The organism is Stenotrophomonas sp. AS012628, from assembly GCF_010608305.1.
Classification (GTDB): Bacteria; Pseudomonadota; Gammaproteobacteria; order Xanthomonadales; family Xanthomonadaceae; genus Stenotrophomonas; species Stenotrophomonas geniculata.
Genome location: NZ_VMBJ01000029.1, coordinates 25,753 through 43,821, shown reverse-complemented (window position 1 = coordinate 43,821; position 18,069 = coordinate 25,753). Strand labels below are relative to the sequence as shown.

The window sequence follows — 18,069 nt, the reverse complement described above, 5'->3', positions numbered from 1 at the left end:
TGTCCGCACAGGTGCTGGCCCTGTCGCGTCCTCCCGGAGCCCTGCTGTGCATCGTTCGAAGCTTTCGCGTTCCATCCTCCTTGCCCTTTCCATGGCCAGCGCAGGAGGCGCGATCGCAGCGGAGGCCGATGCGATCGACGCCGCAGGCGGTAGCCGTGCCGTGCCCACCCAGCTCGATGCGATGCTGGTCACCGGTACCCGTGCCTTCAACCGCACCCAGTTCGAAACGCTGGCGCCGGTAGACGTGTTCACCAAGGAAGACATCAGGTCCGTTGAATCCACCGACCTGAAGGACGTGCTGGCGCAGCTGGTGCCGTCGTTCGTGGTGCAGCGCCTGCCGATGGCCGACGGGCAGGTGTTCGTGCGTCCGGCCACCCTGCGTGGCCTGTCGCCGGACCAGACCCTGGTGCTGGTCAACGGTCGTCGCTTCCACCGCAGCGCGCTGCTCGGCAACCGCGGCGCACAGGCCGCCGACCTGGCGCAGATCCCGACCAGTGCCATCAAGCGCATCGAAGTGCTGCGCGATGGTGCGTCGGCGCAGTACGGTTCGGATGCCATCGCCGGCGTCATCAACATCATTCTGGAAGACAGCCCGGGCACCGGGATCACCGCCGGCTATTCGCAGTACGCCCAAGGCGATGGTGCCTCGCGTGACTTCAGTGCGCGCACCGGCTGGGCGTTGGGGGACTACGGCAGCCTGGCCCTGTTCGCCGAATCGTCCAACTCCGACGCCACCTCGCGCACCCGCCAGCGTCCCGACGCCATCGCCTTCCAGGCCGCGCACCCCGAGCTGGATGTGCCCAATCCGGTGCAGCGCTGGGGCCAGCCGGAGCTGGAAAGCCGCCGCGTGGGCTTCAACCTGAAGGCCAATGCCAGCGACACCCTGGAGCTGTATGCCTTCGGCCTGTACAGCCACAGCGATGGCGTCAGCGATTTCAATTGGCGCAACCCGGATACCACCACTGGCGCGTACCGTACGACCAGCATCTTCCCGGGCTGGAACCTGCGCTCGCTGTATCCGGTAGGCTTCAGTCCGCAGTACGGCAACACGCAGAACGACCTGCAGCTGGTCGCTGGCCTGCGCGGTGAGATCACCCCCAAGCTGCGCTGGGACCTGAGCGCCTCGTATGGCCGCAATGCCATCGACTACAGCCTGGACAACTCGATCAACGCATCGCTTGGCCCGGACAGCCCGACCTCCTTCGACCTCGGCCGGCTGACCCAGACCGAGAAGAACGCCAATGCGGACTTCAACTACGAATGGGACGTGGCTGCGCTGTCGAAGCCGATCAACGTCGCCTTCGGTGCCGAGTTCCGCCAGGAAACCTATCAGGTGCGTGCCGGTGATCCGGCCTCGTACGCGGTGGGCCCGGGCGCGGCGGCGGGGCTGGAAGCCAATTCCAACGGCGCGCCGGGCTTCTCCGCCAGCCAGGCCGGGCAGTGGAGCCAGCGTAGCAAGGCGGCCTATGTGGATATGGAAGTGCCTCTGGGCGAGCGTTGGAGCATCGGTGCGGCCAGCCGCTACGAGGATTTCTCCAGCTTCGGCAGCACGCTGGACGGCAAGCTGTCGGCGCGCTTCGCGATCACGCCGGACGTAGCCCTGCGCGGTACCGTGTCCACCGGCTTCCGTGCACCGACGCCGGCGCAGCTCAACACCACCAGTACCACCCAGGGCCTGGACACGCGCACCCTGCAGATCTTCACCAGTGGCCGCCTGTCGCCGAACGATCCGCTGGCGCAGCTGCTCGGTGCCAGGCCGCTGAAGCCCGAAGAATCGCGCACCGCCTCGCTGGGCCTGACCTGGCGCACCGACCTGGGCCTGTCCGGTTCGGTGGATGTCTACCAGATCAGGCTCACCGACCGCTTCAGCCAGTCGGCCAGCTTCGCCATTCCGGCCGGTACGCCCAATCCGCTGGGCTATACCTCGGTGAACTACTTCACCAACGACTTCGACACCACCACCACCGGCGTGGACGTGGTCGGCAATTACCTGCGCGACCTCGGCGCAGGCCGCATGACGCTGACCCTGGCCTACAACTACAACCGCACCCGCGTGGACAACGGCAGCACCTCGGTGGCGACCAACGAAACCCAGCGCGTGCTGTTCGAAGACCGCCTGCCCGAGCACAAGGGCAGCCTGACCGGCAGCTGGGACATCGGCGCCTGGTCGCTGATGGCGCGCATGCGCTACTACGGGGCCTGGACCGACTCCAGCGGCAATGCAGTGGGCGACATCTACCAGCGCTTCGGCGCGATGAGCTTCCTCGACCTGGCTGTTGGCTATCGCATCAACGAACATCACAGCCTGCGCGTGGGTGCCGACAACGTGTTCGACCGCTACCCGGATGAGGCCACGTTCCAGGCCAGCCGCGGCCTGGTCTACTCGCGCAACGCGCCGTACGACACCGATGGTGCCAATCTGTACGCGCAGTACCGGCTGAGCTTCTGATGGACCCGGCCCGCCGTTCCCTTCTGCGTGCAGGCACCTTGCTGCCGGCTGCAGCTGCACTGTCTTCACTGCCCGCCACGGCTGCCGCGCGTTACGCTGCACCCATGCAGATTCCCGCAACGACCGTGGCGCCGGACGTGCTGGCCCGCGATGAAAACTACTGGACCGCCGTGGCCAGCCACTTCGACATCACCGACGAAGTGAACCATCTGGAGAACGGCTACTGGGGCGCGATGGGGCTTGAGACGCTGGCCAGTTACCAGCGCCACACCGCTGAAGTGAACCGTGGCAACGCCTGGTACGGCCGCCGTGAATTCCCGGCGCAGTACCTGGCAGTACAGCGGCAGGTGGCCGAGCTGCTGGGTGTGGGTGCGGATGAGATCGCACTGACTCGGGGCGCCACCGAGGCGATGCTGGCGTTGATTGGCGGCTACAACCGCCTGCAGCCCGGCGACCAGGTGCTGTATGCCGACATCGACTACGACAGCATGATCGGCGCGATGCGCTGGCTGCAGCAGCGCCGTGGCGTGCAAGTCGAGCGTATCGCGCTGCCGGCGGTGCCGGACCACGCGCAGATCCTGCAGGCCTACGAGGCCGCATTCGCGCGGTTGCCGCGCCTGAAGCTGGTGCTGCTGACCCAGGTCAGCCATCGCCACGGGCTGGTGCTGCCGGTGGCGGAGATCGCCGAGCGTGCGCGCGCACGTGGTATCGACGTGATTGTCGATGCGGCGCACGGGTTCGGCCAGCTCGACTATGCGGTGCCGCAGTTGAAGGCTGATTTCGTTGGCATCAATCTGCACAAGTGGATCGGTGCACCGGTCGGCGTCGGCGCGATGTATGTGCGCAGGGGCCGCGTTGCGGACCTCGACCCGTACATGGGCGAGACCGACGACGGCCGCGTGGGCAGCCGCGTACACACCGGCACGGTCAACTTCGCCGCCTACCTGGCACTGCCGGAAGCGATCGCGCTGCACCAGCGCATCGGCGTGGCCAACAAGCAGGCGCGCCTGCGCTACCTGCGCGAGCGCTGGACGCTGCCGGCACGGCAGATGGCGCATATCGAAGTGCTGTCTTCGCCGGATCCGGCGCTGGCCAGCGCATTGGCCAGCTTCCGTCTGCGTGGGCGCACCAGCGTGGCAGACAACATGGCGCTGCAGAAGCGCCTGCTGGACGAGCATCGCGTGTTCACCACGCATCGCGACGGGTTGGACTCCGGCGCCTGCGTGCGGGTGACGCCGTCGGTGTTCACCCGGCCGCAGCAGATGGATGCGCTGGTGCAGGCGCTCTCCGCCCTGGCCTGACCCTGCTTTGGTAGGTGCCAACCTTGGTTGGCACATTCCAACCGTGCCGGGGAATCTTCCGCCGGCCAGCGGCCGGCACTACCGATCCTCCTCCGGCCTGGTGGGTGCCGACCGTTGGTCGGCACATTCCGTCCACGCGTGGCGTGCACGGGCATTGCCAACCAAAGTTGGTATCTACCGAAGCGGGTCCCGTAGATCCACGCCATGCGTGGATGCTCTTCGCCTACCGATCAATCGCCGGCAACGCATCCGACAACAACAACCGGTCAATCCGCCGCAGCGCACTTTCCAGCTGCCGTCGGTCCGCGGCCAGCCCCAGCGACAACCGCACGCCGCACTGGTGCGAGACCCCCGGCGGGCAGAACGCCGATGACGGCGCAATCGCCAGCCCCTGCAGATGTGCGGTACGCACCAGCGTGGCGTCGGTCCACGGCGCCGGTATCCGGCACCACGCATGCAGGCCTTCCGCGCGCTGCAGCAGCGACGGTGCCAGCAGGTAGCGCGCCATGCGCGTGCGCTCGCGTGCCTCGGTGCGCACCTGGGCCAGCAGCGACTGGGCCGAACCATCCAGCAGCAGTTGGCTGGCCAACGCCGAGACCAGCGGATGCCCCATCAGTCGCGTCGCCCGCAACGCCGCCGTCATCGCCTCGGCATGCGCCGCGCTCGGGCAGCGCACGAACGCGGTGCGCAGGCCTGGGCTGATCACCTTGGACAGCGTCGCCACGTAGAACACATGACGCGGTGCCAGTGCCGCCAGCGGTGTAGGTGCATCTTCGGCAAGGTGCCAGTACGGATCATCCTCGATCGCCAGCAGGCCTTCGCTCTCCAGTACACGCGTCAGCGCCTCGCGCCGCTGCAGCGGCAGGGTCAGCGCGGTCGGGTTCTGGCAGGTGGGATTGAGATAGACCAGGCGCGCGCCGCTTTCGCGTGCCTGCCGCAGCAGCGCTTCAGGACACATGCCGTGTTCGTCGCCGTCCACCGGCAGCAGCCGCCGGCCCAGTGCGGCGGCGGCCTGCAGCAGGCCCGGGTAGACCAGCGCATCGCAGAGGATCGTATCGCCATCGCGGCCCTGGCTGACCAGGATCGCGGCCAGCGCCACCTGTGCGCCTTCGGTCAGCAGCAGGCAGTTGTCAGCCACGACGCCCAGCATCGGCTGCAGCCAGCGCGCCGCGGCATGGCGATCAGTGGGGTTGCCGCCCCCCAGGTGATAGGTCATCAGGTTCGGTGCGTTGCTGCGCGCAAGCACGGCGGCGGCGCCGCGACGCAGCGTCTCCGCCAGCGCGTCGGCATCAGGCACCGGCGGCACGTTCATGCTCAGGTCCACCACCTGGTCGAAGCCGGCCTTGGGCGGTGCGATGAAACTGCCTTGTGGTCCACGCGCTTCGATCAGGCCACGCTTGCGTGCTTCATCGAAGGCGCGGGTGACCGTGGTCAGGTCGATGCCCAGCTGCTGCGCCAACGCGCGCTGCGAGGGCAGGCGCTGTCCCGGTGCCAGACCACCACGGCGCACCGTGCGTTCCAGCGAATTGACGATGCGCAGGTAGATCGGACCGCTGTGCGCGAGCACGTCCTGCACCCACTCGCGCGCTGCGACATCCGGTCGCGGCATGTACGGAGCATGTCGGGGCGTATCGTTGCTTCCAACGGCGGGAGCCTGTCCATAACCATCGGTCGGTTCGGACAGGTGACCGCCGTTGTTGTTTGCGGCGGCCACGTCGGCCAGCGTCAGTGATGTCATTGCGCGTCCTCAGCGCTTGGCCTGCCAGGGGCAGTAGCAGCCCACGGCAAGCAGTCCTTTCGGGCGTACGGTCTCACCACGTACCAGCTTGTCCAGCAGCGGTTCGACGAAACTGTTGGCCGAGTTGCAGACCATGCCGATGCTGTACGGGCCGGCGTAGGCCAGATGGCCGTGCCGGTCCCAGATCGCCACGGCAGGGCTGGCCGGGATGTGCTCGATGCCGTCGATGGACGGCAGGTTGATCACCTTGTTGCGCAGCGGCTCGGGCAGTTCGCCCTGCGTGCCAGGGCGACGGATCGCGTAGAAGTCGATGCCGGCGCGGCGGTACATGCTGATCAGGTAGCTCAGGTGGGCACCGGTCTCGCGGTTGCACACTCCGCAGGCCGGGTCCCAGAAATGCACCACGCGGATGCGGCCGGTATCTCCGGCCAGATCGGCCGGCAGGCGCAGCTGCGAGTCGTCGAAGACGATGGCCTGTTCGGTGAACGTGGACTGCGCGCTGTAGCCGAAGTACTGCCACAGCGCAGCCGCCACGCCGGCCATGAACAGGCAGGCGAGGGCGATCATCGTCGGCAGCAGCCAGCGGCGACGCGGCGCGGCTGCGCCCATCAGGACGCGTCCCCGCCAAACTTGTGCACGTACTGCTTGCGCATCTCGCGGCAGGAGTCGGCCTGCGCGCGACGCTGGATCTCGCTACGCGACGGATCCTCGCTGCGCTGCAGGCACTGCTCGATGGCATGGCGTTCGGCGGCCTGTACGTCCACGGTCTGTGGCTGCAGGCAGACCCAGGCCAGCGCGGCCAGCATCAGCACGACAAAGCCACCGCACCCGGCCATCACCAGGTGGAACTTCAGTTTCTCGGCGCGCATCGATGCACGTCCCTTCATCCATACATTGCATACAAAATATCATCTTGTATGGATGTCGTGCCACGTGGATGGCTCAAACGATGGCGTTATGCCGGGCCTCGGGGGCTTCAGACAGGATCTCGTTCAGCTTGGCCAGCGCCCCGGCCAGCGCGCCCTGGTCGACCGCGCCGCCCAGCGACAGGCGGATCGCGTTGCCCGGCGGCGGTTCTTCCACGCTGAAGGCGTCGGAACTGGCGATGCCCAGCCCCTGCTCCTGTGCGGCCTGGATCAGCCGGTACTGGTCCAGCCGCGGCGGCAGCGGCAGCCACACGTGCAGGCCGGCCGGGTGCGCCCGCGCGCGGGACGGCAGGTACCGGGCAGCAATGGCCTGGCGCTCGCGCAGCTCCTGCTGGAAGCGCAGCACCATGTCCTGGGCCTGGCCGCTGCGGATCCACTGCGAGGCCACCGCCACCATCGACTGGGTCGGCATCAGCGCGATGGCGCGCAGGGCGTCCAGCACTGGCTCCATCGGCTCGCCGGCCGGCACCACCAGGTAAGCGGTGCGCAGGCCCGGGGCCAGGCACTTGGACAGGGTGGAGATGTAGTAGACCGGGCAGCCGGCGTCGCGATGGGCGGCCAACGGCGGCGCGGCGTCACCAGCCAGCAACCAGTAGGGATCGTCTTCGATCACGGTCAGATCGTGGCGCTTGGCAACCGCCAGCAGGGCCTGCCGGCGCCGCGCCGACATCGTTGCCGTGGTCGGGTTCTGGATGGTCGGCACCAGGTACAGCAGGCGCGGGCGGCGCAGCTGGCAGGCTTCTTCCAGCGCATCGGGCAGCATGCCCTCGGCGTCCATCGCCACCGGCACTACGCCCCGCTGCAGCACGCGCGCGGCGGCCAGCAGGCCCGGGTAGGTCAGCTGTTCGGCGGCGATCAGTTCGCCCGGCTGGGTGCGGGCCAGGATCAATGCGCACAGCGCGGTCTGCGCGCCGGGGCAGATCACTACCTGGTCGGTGCCGACCGTACCCAGCATCGGTGCCAGCCACTGTACGGCGGCGGCGCGGTCCTCGCGGGTACCGGCGCCGACGTGGTAGCTCATCAGTTCACCCTGGCCCAGCTGCTGGCCCACGTGCTGGAAGCCGGCTTCCATGCCCTGCGCGAACGGCGCGCTGCCCAGCAGCGGCGGGATGTTCATGCTCAGGTCGACCGAGGTGCTGCGGTTGCCGGCCGACAGCGCGATGAAGGTGCCGCCCGCGCCCTGCGCGTCGAGCAGGCCGGCCTGGCGCAGCTCGGCAAAGGCGCGGGTGACCGTGGTCAGGTCCACGCCCACCTGCTGGGCCAGGTCGCGCTGCGGCGGCAGGCGGTCGCCCGGGCGCAGCACGCCGTCATCCACTGCCTCGCGCACCTGCTGGGCAATCTGCAGGTACAGCGGGCCGGCGCCCTCGCGGAAGGGGCGGACCCAGGTGCGATTGGGGTGTTTCAGGCGGCGGCCGGCGGCAGGTGGCGTCATCGGTCAGATTTTTCCATACGTGCAGATGCACAAGTCCATACAATGCTGTATCTTGTATGGGCTTGATTGGAGTGGTTCGCCTGCTTGTAGGCGACCTCGTACCCACAGTGTAGCCGCTCCACGCCCGGGCGCTGCGCGCAGGCGAGCCGGTCAAGCGCGCTTCTTCAACAGGGTTGACCTCCAATGAATATCTGCTGGAACCGCATCCGCCTGGCGCTGGTCGCCCTGGCCTGCGTCGGCCTGTCGGGCTGTGACTGGGTGCTGCTGGATTCGAAGGGCATGGTCGGGCTCGCCCAGCGCGACCTGATCCTGATCTGCATCGGCCTGATGCTGATCGTGGTGATACCGGCCATCGTGCTGACCTTCGTGTTCGCGTGGCGCTACCGCGCCGGCAACACCAAAGCGAAATATATGCCGGACTGGTCGCACTCCACCAAGGTGGAGATCGTGGTCTGGGGCGTGCCGCTGATCATCATCGCGGTGCTGGCGGTGATCGTGTGGAAGTCGACCCACGAGCTGGACCCCTACAAGCCGCTTGACGTGGCCGGTGAGCCGCTGCACGTGGACGTGATCGCCACCGACTGGAAATGGGTGTTCGTCTACCCAGACCTGGGCATCGCCACGGTCAACCAGCTCAACTTCCCGGCCAACCGCCCGCTGGCATTCAACATCACCTCCAACTCGACGATGAATACCTTCTTCATCCCGCAGCTGGGTGGGCAGATCTACGCGATGGCCGGCATGCGCACGCAGCTGCACCTGATCGCCAACGAGCCCGGCCAGTTCCGTGGCATGTCCGGCAACTACAGCGGGCATGGCTTCTCGAACATGAAGTTCATCGCCACTGCCAGCAGCAACGAAGACTTCGAGCGCTGGGTGGCCGAAGTGCGCAGCGCGCCCGACGCGCTCAGCTTCACGCAGTTCAAGGCGCTGGCCGCGCCGTCGAAGAACGCACCGGTGCAGCACTTCTCCAGTGTTGAACCGCTGCTGTTCAAGAAGGTCATCGACCAGTTCATCGGCGTCGGTGAGAACACCGCAGCTGCTACCCCGGCGGGCGCTGCCGGCGGTGCCCAGGTTTCCCAGGAGTAACGAACATGTTGGGTAAATTGACGTGGGAGGCCGTGCCGCTGCACGAGCCGATCGTCGTGGTCACATTGGCGGCCATGGTGCTGGGTGGCCTCGCGCTGCTCGGCGCGGTGACGTACTTCAAGCTGTGGGGCCCGCTGTGGCGTGACTGGTTCACCACCGTGGACCACAAGAAGATCGGCATCATGTACGTGGTGGTGGCGCTGGTCATGCTGGTGCGCGGCTTCGCCGATGCGCTGATGATGCGCGCGCAGCTGGCCGCGGCCGGACCAGGCAGTGACGGTTTCCTGCCGCCCGAGCACTACGACCAGATCTTCACCGCACACGGCGTGATCATGATCTTCTTCGTGGCCACCCCGTTCGTGGTCGGCCTGATGAACATCATCGTGCCGCTGCAGATTGGTGCGCGCGACATGGCGTTCCCGTTCCTCAACGCCTTCAGCTTCTGGATCTTCGTGGTCGGCGCAGCGCTGATGATGATCTCGCTGGGCGTCGGCGAATTCGCCATGACCGGCTGGGTCGCCTATCCGCCGCTGTCGGGCATCGAGTTCAGTCCAGGCGTGGGTGTCGACTACTACATCTGGGCCTTGCAGGCGTCCGGCATCGGTACGTTGCTGACCGGCGTCAACCTGTTCATCACCATCCTGCGCATGCGTGCGCCGGGCATGACGTTGATGAAGATGCCGGTGTTCACCTGGACCGTGCTGGTCACCAGCGTGATCATCATCGCCGCCTTCCCGATCCTGACCGTGGCGCTGGGTGCGCTCACCCTGGATCGCTACCTGGACTTCAACTTCTACACCAACACATTGGGTGGCAACCCGATGATGTACGTGAACCTGGTGTGGGCCTGGGGCCATCCGGAGGTGTACATCCTGGTGCTGCCGGCGTTCGGCATCTTCTCTGAAGTGACCGCCACGTTCGCGCGCAAGAAGCTGTTCGGCTACAAGTCGATGGTCGGCGCCACGCTGGCGATCGGCATCCTGTCGTTCATCGTCTGGCTGCACCACTTCTTCACCATGGGTTCCGGTGCCAGCGTCAATGCCTTCTTCGGCATCATGACGATGATCATCGCCATTCCCACCGGCGTGAAGATCTTCACCTGGTTGTTCACCATGTATGGTGGCCGCGTCGAGTTCAGCGTGCCGATGCTGTGGACCATCGCCTTCCTGGTCACCTTCACCATCGGTGGCATGACCGGCGTGCTGCTGGCCATCCCGGGCGCGGACTTCCTGCTGCACAACAGCCTGTTCCTGGTTGCCCACTTCCACAACACCATCATCGGTGGCGCGCTGTTCGGCTACCTGGCCGGCTTCGCCTACTGGTTCCCGAAGGTGTTCGGCTTCACCCTCAACGAGCGCCTGGGCAAGTGGTCGTTCGCCTGCTGGGTGATCGGCTTCTACCTGGCCTTCATGCCGCTGTACATGCTCGGCTTCATGGGCATGACCCGCCGCATGAACCAGTACGACAACCCGGCGTGGACGCCGTACCTGATCGCCGCCTTCATCGGTGCGCTGTTCGTGTTCGCGGGCATCATCCTGATGCTGGTGCAGATCTACGTGAGCGTGCGCGACCGCAAGCGCAACCTGGACCTGACCGGCGACCCGTGGAATGCACGCACGCTGGAATGGGCCACGCCGTCGCCGCCGCCGTTCTACAACTTCGCCGTGGTGCCCAAGGCCGATGAGCTGGACGCCTTCCACGAAGCGAAGAAGCGCGGCCTGCCGCCGCCGCCGAAGAAGTACGCACCGATCCACATGCCGAAGAACACCGGCGTGCCGCTGATCCTCAACATCTGGATCCTGGTGCTGTGCTTCGCCCTGGTCTGGCACATCTGGTGGATGGCCGCGGCCAGCTTCATCGCGATGATCGTCACCCTGATCGTGCGGTCCTACGACGAGGACGTGGACTACTACGTCAGTTCCGAAGAGGTGGCGCGCACCGAAGCGGCCAACCTTGCCAAGCTGAAGGAGGTACGCGCATGAACCTGTTGACCCGCCCGGAGCTGGCCAGCGACACGCAGGCGCACGAGGACCACCACGAACACGACCATGGCCACGAACAGGGCGGCATGAAGGTGTTCGGCATGTGGGTCTACCTCATGTCCGACCTGGTGCTGTTCGGTTCGCTGTTCGCCTCGTACGCGGTGCTCAGCACCGCCTACGCCGGCGGCCCCACCGGCAAGGAGCTGTTCTCGCTGCCGTTCGTGATGGCCGAGACCTTCCTGCTGCTGGTCTCCAGCATCACCTACGGCCAGGCCGTACTGGCGATGCACCGCCACGACACCTCGGCGGTGCTGCGCTGGCTGGGCGTGACCTTCGTGCTCGGTGCCTCGTTCATCGGCATGGAGATCTATGAGTTCTCGCACCTGATCCACGAAGGCGCAGGCCCCAGCACCAGTGCCTACCTGTCGGCGTTCTTTGCGCTGGTCGCCACCCACGGCCTGCACGTGGCCAGCGGCCTGATCTGGATGGCGGTGGTCATGCACCAGGTCTACCGCCGTGGCCTGACCCCGACCAACATCACCCGCGTGTCGTGCCTGAGCCTGTTCTGGCACTTCCTGGACCTGGTGTGGATCTGCGTCTTCACCTTCGTCTACCTGATCGGAGCCTTCTGACATGGCCCACGTCGAAACCTCGCGCGCCGGCAATGCGCACGGCTCCACCAAGTCCTACCTGATCGGATTCGTGCTGTGCGCGCTACTGACCGTGGTGCCGTTCGCGCTGGTGATGAACCCGGTGCTGTCGCGTCCGCTCACGCTGTTCCTGCTGGTCGGCTTTGCGGTGGCGCAGATCCTGGTGCAGCTGGTCTATTTCCTGCACATGGACCGCAAGTCCGAAGGTGGCTGGAACCTGGCCAGCTTCGTGTTCACCCTGGTGATCCTGTTCATCATCGTCGCGCTGTCGGTATGGATCATCTGGAGCATGCACTACCACATGATGATCAACTGACCGTGGCCGGGGTGATCGGCACGGATCGCGCGATCACCCCGGCACCTCAGCCCTCTTTTCCCCCAAGGGCAGGCCTGACCGAGACCCCGCCCGCATCTGCGTTGGTGGTACCCGTGAAGCGTCCTGCTGCTGTTGTCCGTTCGTTGTTCTCTCCCCGTTTCCGCCTGCCGCTGCTGGCAGGCCTGGCCATCGGCCTGCTGGCCGGCTGCAGTGCGCAGTCGCGCATGGACTTCTATTCCAAGGACATCGCCTGCGAAGAACTTGGCCAGCAGTGGTCGATGCCCGACAGCCACGGCACCGTGCGCGGCCCGAAGGACCTGCAGGGGCAGGTGACCTACCTGTTCTTCGGTTTCACCAGCTGCCCGGATGTGTGCCCGACCACCATGGTCGAGTTGAGCCAGGTGAAGCACCTGATGGGCAAGGATGCCGACCAGCTGCAGGTGGTGTTCGTCAGCGTCGACCCGGCGCGTGATACGCCGGAGGTTGCGCGCACCTATGTGGAAGCCTTCGACCCCAAGGCGATCGCACTGGTCGGCAACGAAGCGCAGTTGGCCGCGATGGCCAGCGACTTCAAGGCGTTCTACGAGAAGGAACCCGGCCAGGTGCCTGAGACCTACACCATGAGCCACATCGCCGGTGGCTACGTGTTCGACCGCCAGGGCCGCCTGCGCCTGTTCGCGCCCTATGGCATGCCGGTGGACAAGCTGTTCTCCGACGTGCAGCGCCTGCTGCTGGAGCCCGCTCATCCAGCCGCCGGCAACGACGCGCTGGCCAGCTGCAGCCTCAAGCACACCGGCACACTCGCCGCGCGCTGACGCCGGTGGGTGCCGACCGTTGGTCGGCACGCCCTGGCAGAACCAATCCCCCGGCCGGCCAGGAGAGCCAACCGGCCGGGGGCACCACTCAACGCCTTACTTGGTTTCTTCCCACTGCACCACGTCCGGCTCGGCCGCCTTGATGCCGGCGGTCGACAGCAGCTTGGTGGTCGCATCCAGCGCCGCGTTCACCGAGGGGTACTCGACGATCGCGCGGCCCGAGGCCTTGGATACCTTCACCACGGTGCCGCCGGTGGCGGTGGCCGCACGCTGGGCCGAGGCCGCATCGGTGAAGAACACCTTGACCCGCGAGGTCGCCACTACCGGCGCGCCATCGTTGGAGACAGCGGCCGCAAACTTGCTGGCACCGGCATCCGCACGTGCGGCCACACCGGTAGACGCATCGGTGGACCGCTTGCTGCGGGTGCCGACGGCCGCCGCGCTGGCATCAGCCCCGGTGGTGATCCGGAACTGACCGCCGCTGGCCGGCTGCACGGTTGCCGACGGCGCCAGCTGGAAGCGCGCGCCGCCCACATTGAACGAACGGCCGGTGGCCTCCGCCTTCAACTGCTGCGTGTCTACGGTCGACAAGGTCTTCGCCGGAGGTGTCTGGCCCGAACTCTGTGCCCAGGCGGTGGTGGTCATCGCCGCGAGGGCGAGGGTGCTCAACAGAATGGTCGTCTTCATCATCAGTGCCCCAGAACGCGGATCTTGAAGAATTCGAGGTTGCCACGCGATGCAGCGTTCGCGGCCTGCCCCAGGTCGGTGACTTCCAGCGTCCAGGTGCCCGTGGCGTTCTCATCCAGGAAGGCATTGCTGGACAGCAGGTCCCAGTTGGTGAAGTTGCGCTGGACACCATTGAGGCCAGAGCCGATCGCGGTGAATGCCGGCTGCACCACGCTGCGCGTGCCACTGGGCGAGACCAGCACGAACTGCAGCTGGCGGGTGTTGCTGTGATTGACCCGGAAGCCCAGCTGCACGCTTTCGATGTTGCGCGCGCCATTGGCCAGCTGGAAGGTCAGACGTGCAGCAGCGGCCGAGGTATTGCCGATGGCTACGGTGCGCGTCGTGTTGCGCCAGCCGCTGTCCACCAATGCACCCAGCGACTGGAAGTTCTCGGCGACCTCTACTGCACGGGCGGCGTTGACCACGCCGAAGCCGTACCAGTTGCTGTAGGCGCGGCCGGCGGCATTCACCGTCCAACCCGGCACCAGCACGCGGCCATCGGAGTGCGTGACCGCCGCCCGGTTCGGGTCATTGCGGGTGGCGGTGGTGGCCAGGATGTACTTCACATCGCGGTAGGACAGGTTTGGATTGGTTTCCAGCAGCAGTGCCGCCACGCCCGACACCATCGGCGTGGCCGCCGAGGTACCGTTCATCTTGCCGGTGTAGTTGCAGGTGCTGTCGATGGCGGACTGGTCGCCGTCCAATGTGTTGCGCAGGCTCGTATTCTTGTTGCTGCCCTGCGCGCAGCCGGTGACGTCGGTGGTGAGGATGGCCGGATCGTAGCGGATCGCCAGCTGCCCCGGCACGACCTGCCGCTGCCAGCCATTCTCGCCGCCGAAGCCGGACACCCACAGCGCCGAGCCGGTGGACGAGTACGAGGAGCGCACGCCATCGGCGCGCACGGCGGCAACAGTGATCACGTTGAACAGGTTGTTGCGCGGATCGCGGCCGGCCGGAATGCAGCCCGTGTTGCGGTTCTTGGTGTCTGCCGAGCAGATGTCGGTGCCATCCGAGCGTGCGCCGTTGTTGTGGTTGTTGCCGGCGGCTTTCACGTAGATGCCACCGCGCCCGCCACGGGTGCCGGACATGGCCTGCTCATAGGCGGTGATGTCGTTCTGGCTGTAGGCCAACGGCAGGTTGGGGTTGCCCGGGCTGGAGCCCCAGCTGTTGTTGAAGACCCCCACGTCGGCCACTTCGGCGCCGTCCCACCACGAGTACTCGATGTTGGAGTTCGAATTGCCCTGGGCATTGGATGCCAGGAAATTGAAGCCCTTGAGTGTGGCCGCCGAGGCCACGCCGCGCACGCCCAGGTTGTTGGCGCCCACCGCACCGGCGATGCCGCCGACCATGGTGCCGTGATTGTCGCGGTCCGGATTGGACGGTGAAGGGTTGTTGCTCTGGTTGGCGAAATTCTTGCCCGCGACCGCCGCGACGTTGGCAGCCAGGTCCGGGTGGGCGATCTGCAGGCCGTCATCGACGATGGCGATGGTGACGCCCTGGCCACGGATGCCATTGCGGAACAGGCCATCCACGTTGAGATCGTTGCCGGCCACCGGCAGGGTATCGCCCAGTACGGCCTGCCCGGTGTTGAGCAGATGCCACTGACGCCCGGCCAGCGGATCGGCCTGCTGGGCCTGGGCGGTGACGGCCAGGCTGCCCAGCACCAGGGCAGTGGCAAGGGCCAGGCGCGCGGAGCGCGGTGGCGTGGAGCGTTGCGTGTGTCGCTTCATACACGAATCCTTCTGTTGTGAATCGGCATGGCAGGACGGCGGGGCGGATCTGCCCCATCGCAACGAGCCAAACGCGACACAACGAACAACTCCCTACCTCTTCACACACCCAATCTGCAGATGTGCCGATTGCGTCACAAACGCTTATGCCGCGGGGTAATGACGACTGCGCATTCCTGTAGAGCCGAGCCCATGCTCGGCTGATCGGACGGTCCCGTGTGTAAAGCAGCCGAGCATGGGCTCGGCTCTACACAAGCGGTGTCATCGCGCGCCCTCACATCCGGCTGTGCTACTACAGCCCGTGCACCCTTCCGCGTCGGAGCACGATGATGGTCAATCCGCTCGCCCAGGCCCATCGCGGCCTCGGCACCACGCTGTTCAGCCTGTTGAACCCGATACCCTTCGGCTTCTTCGTCGGCGCATTGATCTTCGACGCGATCTATCTCAACAGCGCCGAGGTGATGTGGGGCAAGGCCGCTGCCTGGCTGATCACCTTCGGCCTGCTGATCGCCATCATTCCGCGCCTGATCAACCTGTTCGCGGTCTGGCGCCGCAGCGGTACCGCCACCCGCATCGACCGCATCGACTTCTTCCTCAACCTGGTCGCGGTGGTACTGGCCATCTGGAACGCGTTCGTGCACAGCCGCGATGCGTATGCCGTTGCCGTGCCGGGTACGATCCTGTCGGCGCTGACCGTGGCCCTGATCGCCCTGGGCCTGATCCTGCTGTCACTGCAGCCGCCGGTGCTGCAGGGAGGTCGTCATGGCTAAGCACATCCTGCCCACCGTCGCCGCGCTGGCACTGGCCGTCACTCTGTCGGCCTGCGCGGGCAAGGCCGAATATCACCCCACCGACCAGTCCGGCGCAAAGCCACCGCTGCCGGCACCGAAGAACTTCCTGATGCCGCCAATGCAGGTGCCACGCGGCGTGGGCTGGGCCGACGGCCAGTCGCCCTCGGTGGCAGAGGGCCTGAAGATCGAGCGCATCGCCGCCAACCTGCTGCATCCGCGGCGGCTGTTGACCCTGCCCAACGGCGATGTGCTGGTGGTGGAAGGCAACGGCCCCGGCGAAGAACCGGTCACCACGCCCAAGCAGTGGATTGCCGGCAAGGTGAAGGCGCGCTCGGGCAAGGCCGGCAAGGGCGGCAACCGGGTCACCCTGCTGCGCCGCTCGCCGGGAACGAACACCTGGACCCAGCACGTCTACATCGAAGGCCTGCACTCGCCGTTCGGCATCCAGCTGATCGGTGACACGCTGTACGTGGCCAACACCGGCAACATCATGCAGTACCACTACGTGCCCGGCGAAACCCGCATGTCCGACAAGGGCCGCGAGTTCACCGACCTGCCCAGCACCATCAACCACCACTGGACCAAGGAACTGCTGGCCAGCCGCGATGGCCGCAAGCTGTACGTGGGCGTGGGTTCCAACAGCAACATCACCGAGAATGGCCTGGCCGTCGAATACCGCCGCGCGGTGGTGCTGGAAGTGGACGTGGCCACCCGTGGCAGCCGCATCTTCGCCTCGGGCATCCGCAACCCGACCGGCCTGGACTGGGAGCCGAGCACCGGAAAGTTGTGGGCTGTTGCGAACGAACGCGATGAGATCGGTGCCGACCTGGTGCCGGATTACCTGACCTCGGTGAAAGAAGATGGCTTCTATGGCTGGCCCTACAGTTACTACGGCCAGCACGTGGACGAGCGCGTGCAGCCGCAGCGGCCGGACCTGGTGGCCAAGGCGATCGTGCCGGACTACGCGATCGGCTCGCACGTGGCGCCGCTGGGCCTGCTGTTCTATACCGGCCAGGCACTGCCGGCGCAGTACCACGGCGGTGCCTTCATCGGCGAACACGGCAGCTGGGACCGCTCGCCGCTGAGCGGGTACGAAGTGGTGTACGTACCGTTCAAGGACGGCAAGCCGACCGGGCGGCCACAGACTGTGGTCAGTGGCTTCGCCTCGAAGGACGAGAAGACGCTGATGGGTGCGCCGGTGGGGATGGCCATGGATGCAGAGGGCGCGCTGCTGGTCGCCGACGACGTGGGCGACGTGGTGTGGCGGGTGTCGGCCAAGTAGTTCTGTAGAGCCGAGCCCATGCTCGGCTGCTCTTCGTTCGGTGCACGGAAACCCGCGCGGTGCGCGCGTAAGCCGAGCATGGGCTCGGCTCTACAGTTCCGCAGTACTGCTGCGGAACCCGCTGAACACCGACTCGGCAGCAAACCCGACGCCGCCCAGCAGCACGCCGAAATACACCACCGTGGCCACCACGAAGCCGTAACCGGCCGCCACCGCCGCGCCATCGCGCTGGATGAAGCCGATTGCAAAGGACATCAGCGCCAGCGCCGGCAGCGTGTTGCTGAAAGGAATCGGTCCGGCGGGCGCCATCAGCAGCAGGGTCGCGAACACCAGCATCAGGTTGTTCAGGCGCATCATCTTCTTCGAGCGCACCATCACCGCCAGCCGCATCGGCCGCGACAGCCGCTCCATGCGGTGCACCCACTTCAGCGCACGGCCCAGGTTGGCCTTCAGCTTGTCGGTGGCGATCTCGCGGCGCGCCAGCTTCTGCGGCACCCACAGCGGGCGGTTGCGCACCCGGCTCAGGCCGATGAGCAGGATCGAGGCGCCGAACACGGTGCTCAGCCCGGGAATCGACACCGGAATGATGAAGATGGCCGAGAGCAGGATCACGATCAGCAGCAGGCCTTCATCGCCCAGCGCACTGAGCAGGGTGCCGACGCTGACCTGCTCGCCGGGCAGCTCGTCGATCATCTGCTCGATCTGCTGGGCCAGAGGCGCACTGTCGTTGGTTTCGGGGGCACGGTAGGTCATGCGTCGCAAGGTTCTCCAGGGAAGGGCGGTCAGCGGGCCGTCCTGCGGTGGGGGACGCACAGGCTCCCGCAGTATCCCGGCCAACGTGG

At 66.5% G+C, this 18,069-nt stretch carries 16 protein-coding genes; 9 read left to right on the top strand and 7 right to left on the bottom strand.

Annotation, left to right across the window (positions count from 1 at the left end; genetic code table 11):
- The first annotated feature begins 46 nt into the window (after positions 1-46).
- Together G5A07_RS13690 and G5A07_RS13685 are read left to right on the top strand one after the other, a co-directional pair.
- A complete protein-coding gene (locus G5A07_RS13690) occupies positions 47-2,449 on the top strand; it encodes a TonB-dependent receptor (protein WP_191863456.1) in 2,403 nt (800 codons plus the stop codon).
- Positions 2,449-3,750, top strand: a complete 1,302-nt coding sequence (locus G5A07_RS13685; protein ID WP_191863455.1) for an aminotransferase class V-fold PLP-dependent enzyme — start codon at positions 2,449-2,451, stop codon at positions 3,748-3,750. Before G5A07_RS13690 ends, G5A07_RS13685 begins: the two co-directional genes overlap by 1 nt.
- 223 nt (positions 3,751-3,973) lie before the next feature.
- Here G5A07_RS13685 and G5A07_RS13680 read toward each other — a convergent pair whose 3' ends face one another.
- From G5A07_RS13680 to G5A07_RS13665, 4 genes are read right to left on the bottom strand one after another with little or no spacing between them, the layout of a single operon-like run.
- Entirely contained in the window at positions 3,974-5,488 is a 1,515-nt protein-coding gene (locus tag G5A07_RS13680) for a PLP-dependent aminotransferase family protein (protein ID WP_191863454.1), read from the bottom strand.
- Positions 5,489-5,497: 9 nt separating this feature from the next.
- On the bottom strand, positions 5,498-6,097 hold the full coding sequence (locus G5A07_RS13675) for a DUF6436 domain-containing protein (RefSeq protein ID WP_049454011.1): 600 nt from the start codon (positions 6,095-6,097) through the stop codon (positions 5,498-5,500).
- Positions 6,097-6,375, bottom strand: coding sequence for a hypothetical protein (locus G5A07_RS13670; protein WP_227852303.1), 279 nt, complete (start codon positions 6,373-6,375; stop codon positions 6,097-6,099). Before G5A07_RS13670 ends, G5A07_RS13675 begins: the two co-directional genes overlap by 1 nt.
- A 55-nt stretch (positions 6,376-6,430) precedes the next feature.
- Positions 6,431-7,846: a PLP-dependent aminotransferase family protein gene (locus G5A07_RS13665; protein ID WP_191863453.1), complete on the bottom strand. Its 1,416-nt coding sequence runs from the start codon at positions 7,844-7,846 to the stop codon at positions 6,431-6,433.
- Between the two features lie 183 nt (positions 7,847-8,029).
- Here G5A07_RS13665 and cyoA point away from each other — a divergent pair, with 183 nt between their 5' ends.
- The 5 genes from cyoA (at position 8,030) to G5A07_RS13640 (ending at position 12,698) form a co-directional block, all read left to right on the top strand.
- On the top strand, positions 8,030-8,935 hold the full coding sequence (cyoA, locus tag G5A07_RS13660) for a ubiquinol oxidase subunit II (RefSeq protein WP_049435746.1): 906 nt from the start codon (positions 8,030-8,032) through the stop codon (positions 8,933-8,935).
- A gap of 5 nt (positions 8,936-8,940) precedes the next feature.
- A complete protein-coding gene (cyoB, locus tag G5A07_RS13655) occupies positions 8,941-10,917 on the top strand; it encodes a cytochrome o ubiquinol oxidase subunit I (protein WP_006474876.1) in 1,977 nt (658 codons plus the stop codon).
- Positions 10,914-11,549, top strand: a complete 636-nt coding sequence (cyoC, locus tag G5A07_RS13650) for a cytochrome o ubiquinol oxidase subunit III (RefSeq protein WP_005414759.1) — start codon at positions 10,914-10,916, stop codon at positions 11,547-11,549. The genes cyoB and cyoC overlap by 4 nt, the downstream gene beginning before the upstream one ends.
- A gap of 1 nt (position 11,550) precedes the next feature.
- Positions 11,551-11,883 (top strand): cytochrome o ubiquinol oxidase subunit IV, encoded by a 333-nt coding sequence (cyoD, locus tag G5A07_RS13645; RefSeq protein WP_005411473.1) that lies wholly within the window; start codon positions 11,551-11,553, stop codon positions 11,881-11,883.
- Between the two features lie 143 nt (positions 11,884-12,026).
- Positions 12,027-12,698: an SCO family protein gene (locus G5A07_RS13640; RefSeq protein ID WP_053443653.1), complete on the top strand. Its 672-nt coding sequence runs from the start codon at positions 12,027-12,029 to the stop codon at positions 12,696-12,698.
- A 96-nt stretch (positions 12,699-12,794) separates the two neighbouring features.
- On the opposite strand, the gene G5A07_RS13635 is transcribed toward G5A07_RS13640, so the two are convergent.
- Complete coding sequence (locus G5A07_RS13635) at positions 12,795-13,388, bottom strand: hypothetical protein (protein ID WP_043401240.1); 594 nt, start codon at positions 13,386-13,388, stop codon at positions 12,795-12,797.
- Complete coding sequence (locus G5A07_RS13630) at positions 13,388-15,154, bottom strand: S8 family serine peptidase (protein WP_191863452.1); 1,767 nt, start codon at positions 15,152-15,154, stop codon at positions 13,388-13,390. Before G5A07_RS13630 ends, G5A07_RS13635 begins: the two co-directional genes overlap by 1 nt.
- Before the next feature lie 329 nt (positions 15,155-15,483).
- Between G5A07_RS13630 and G5A07_RS13625 the strand changes: the two genes are divergently transcribed.
- Together G5A07_RS13625 and G5A07_RS13620 are read left to right on the top strand one after the other, a co-directional pair.
- The gene (locus tag G5A07_RS13625; protein ID WP_049431961.1) at positions 15,484-15,924 is read left to right on the top strand and encodes a DUF2231 domain-containing protein; all 441 of its coding nucleotides are present in this window, start codon (positions 15,484-15,486) and stop codon (positions 15,922-15,924) included.
- A complete protein-coding gene (locus G5A07_RS13620) occupies positions 15,917-17,227 on the top strand; it encodes a sorbosone dehydrogenase family protein (protein WP_049454001.1) in 1,311 nt (436 codons plus the stop codon). Before G5A07_RS13625 ends, G5A07_RS13620 begins: the two co-directional genes overlap by 8 nt.
- Before the next feature lie 90 nt (positions 17,228-17,317).
- On the opposite strand, the gene G5A07_RS13615 is transcribed toward G5A07_RS13620, so the two are convergent.
- Entirely contained in the window at positions 17,318-17,980 is a 663-nt protein-coding gene (locus G5A07_RS13615) for an exopolysaccharide biosynthesis protein (RefSeq protein WP_010482104.1), read from the bottom strand.
- Positions 17,981-18,069 lie beyond the last annotated feature (89 nt).

What these genes read in the sequence shown, in the direction of transcription:
- G5A07_RS13670 (WP_227852303.1), bottom strand. Translation starts at nt 6,375, where the DNA reads ATGAAGGGACGTGCATCGATGCGCGCCGAGAAACTGAAGTTCCACCTG.
- cyoC (WP_005414759.1), top strand. Translation starts at nt 10,914, where the DNA reads ATGAACCTGTTGACCCGCCCGGAGCTGGCCAGCGACACGCAGGCGCAC.
- G5A07_RS13665 (WP_191863453.1), bottom strand. Translation starts at nt 7,846, where the DNA reads ATGACGCCACCTGCCGCCGGCCGCCGCCTGAAACACCCCAATCGCACC.
- G5A07_RS13685 (WP_191863455.1), top strand. Translation starts at nt 2,449, where the DNA reads ATGGACCCGGCCCGCCGTTCCCTTCTGCGTGCAGGCACCTTGCTGCCG.
- G5A07_RS13635 (WP_043401240.1), bottom strand. Translation starts at nt 13,388, where the DNA reads ATGATGAAGACGACCATTCTGTTGAGCACCCTCGCCCTCGCGGCGATG.
- cyoD (WP_005411473.1), top strand. Translation starts at nt 11,551, where the DNA reads ATGGCCCACGTCGAAACCTCGCGCGCCGGCAATGCGCACGGCTCCACC.
- G5A07_RS13630 (WP_191863452.1), bottom strand. Translation starts at nt 15,154, where the DNA reads ATGAAGCGACACACGCAACGCTCCACGCCACCGCGCTCCGCGCGCCTG.
- G5A07_RS13615 (WP_010482104.1), bottom strand. Translation starts at nt 17,980, where the DNA reads ATGACCTACCGTGCCCCCGAAACCAACGACAGTGCGCCTCTGGCCCAG.
- G5A07_RS13625 (WP_049431961.1), top strand. Translation starts at nt 15,484, where the DNA reads ATGGTCAATCCGCTCGCCCAGGCCCATCGCGGCCTCGGCACCACGCTG.
- cyoB (WP_006474876.1), top strand. Translation starts at nt 8,941, where the DNA reads ATGTTGGGTAAATTGACGTGGGAGGCCGTGCCGCTGCACGAGCCGATC.
- cyoA (WP_049435746.1), top strand. Translation starts at nt 8,030, where the DNA reads ATGAATATCTGCTGGAACCGCATCCGCCTGGCGCTGGTCGCCCTGGCC.
- G5A07_RS13675 (WP_049454011.1), bottom strand. Translation starts at nt 6,097, where the DNA reads ATGGGCGCAGCCGCGCCGCGTCGCCGCTGGCTGCTGCCGACGATGATC.
- G5A07_RS13620 (WP_049454001.1), top strand. Translation starts at nt 15,917, where the DNA reads ATGGCTAAGCACATCCTGCCCACCGTCGCCGCGCTGGCACTGGCCGTC.
- G5A07_RS13680 (WP_191863454.1), bottom strand. Translation starts at nt 5,488, where the DNA reads ATGACATCACTGACGCTGGCCGACGTGGCCGCCGCAAACAACAACGGC.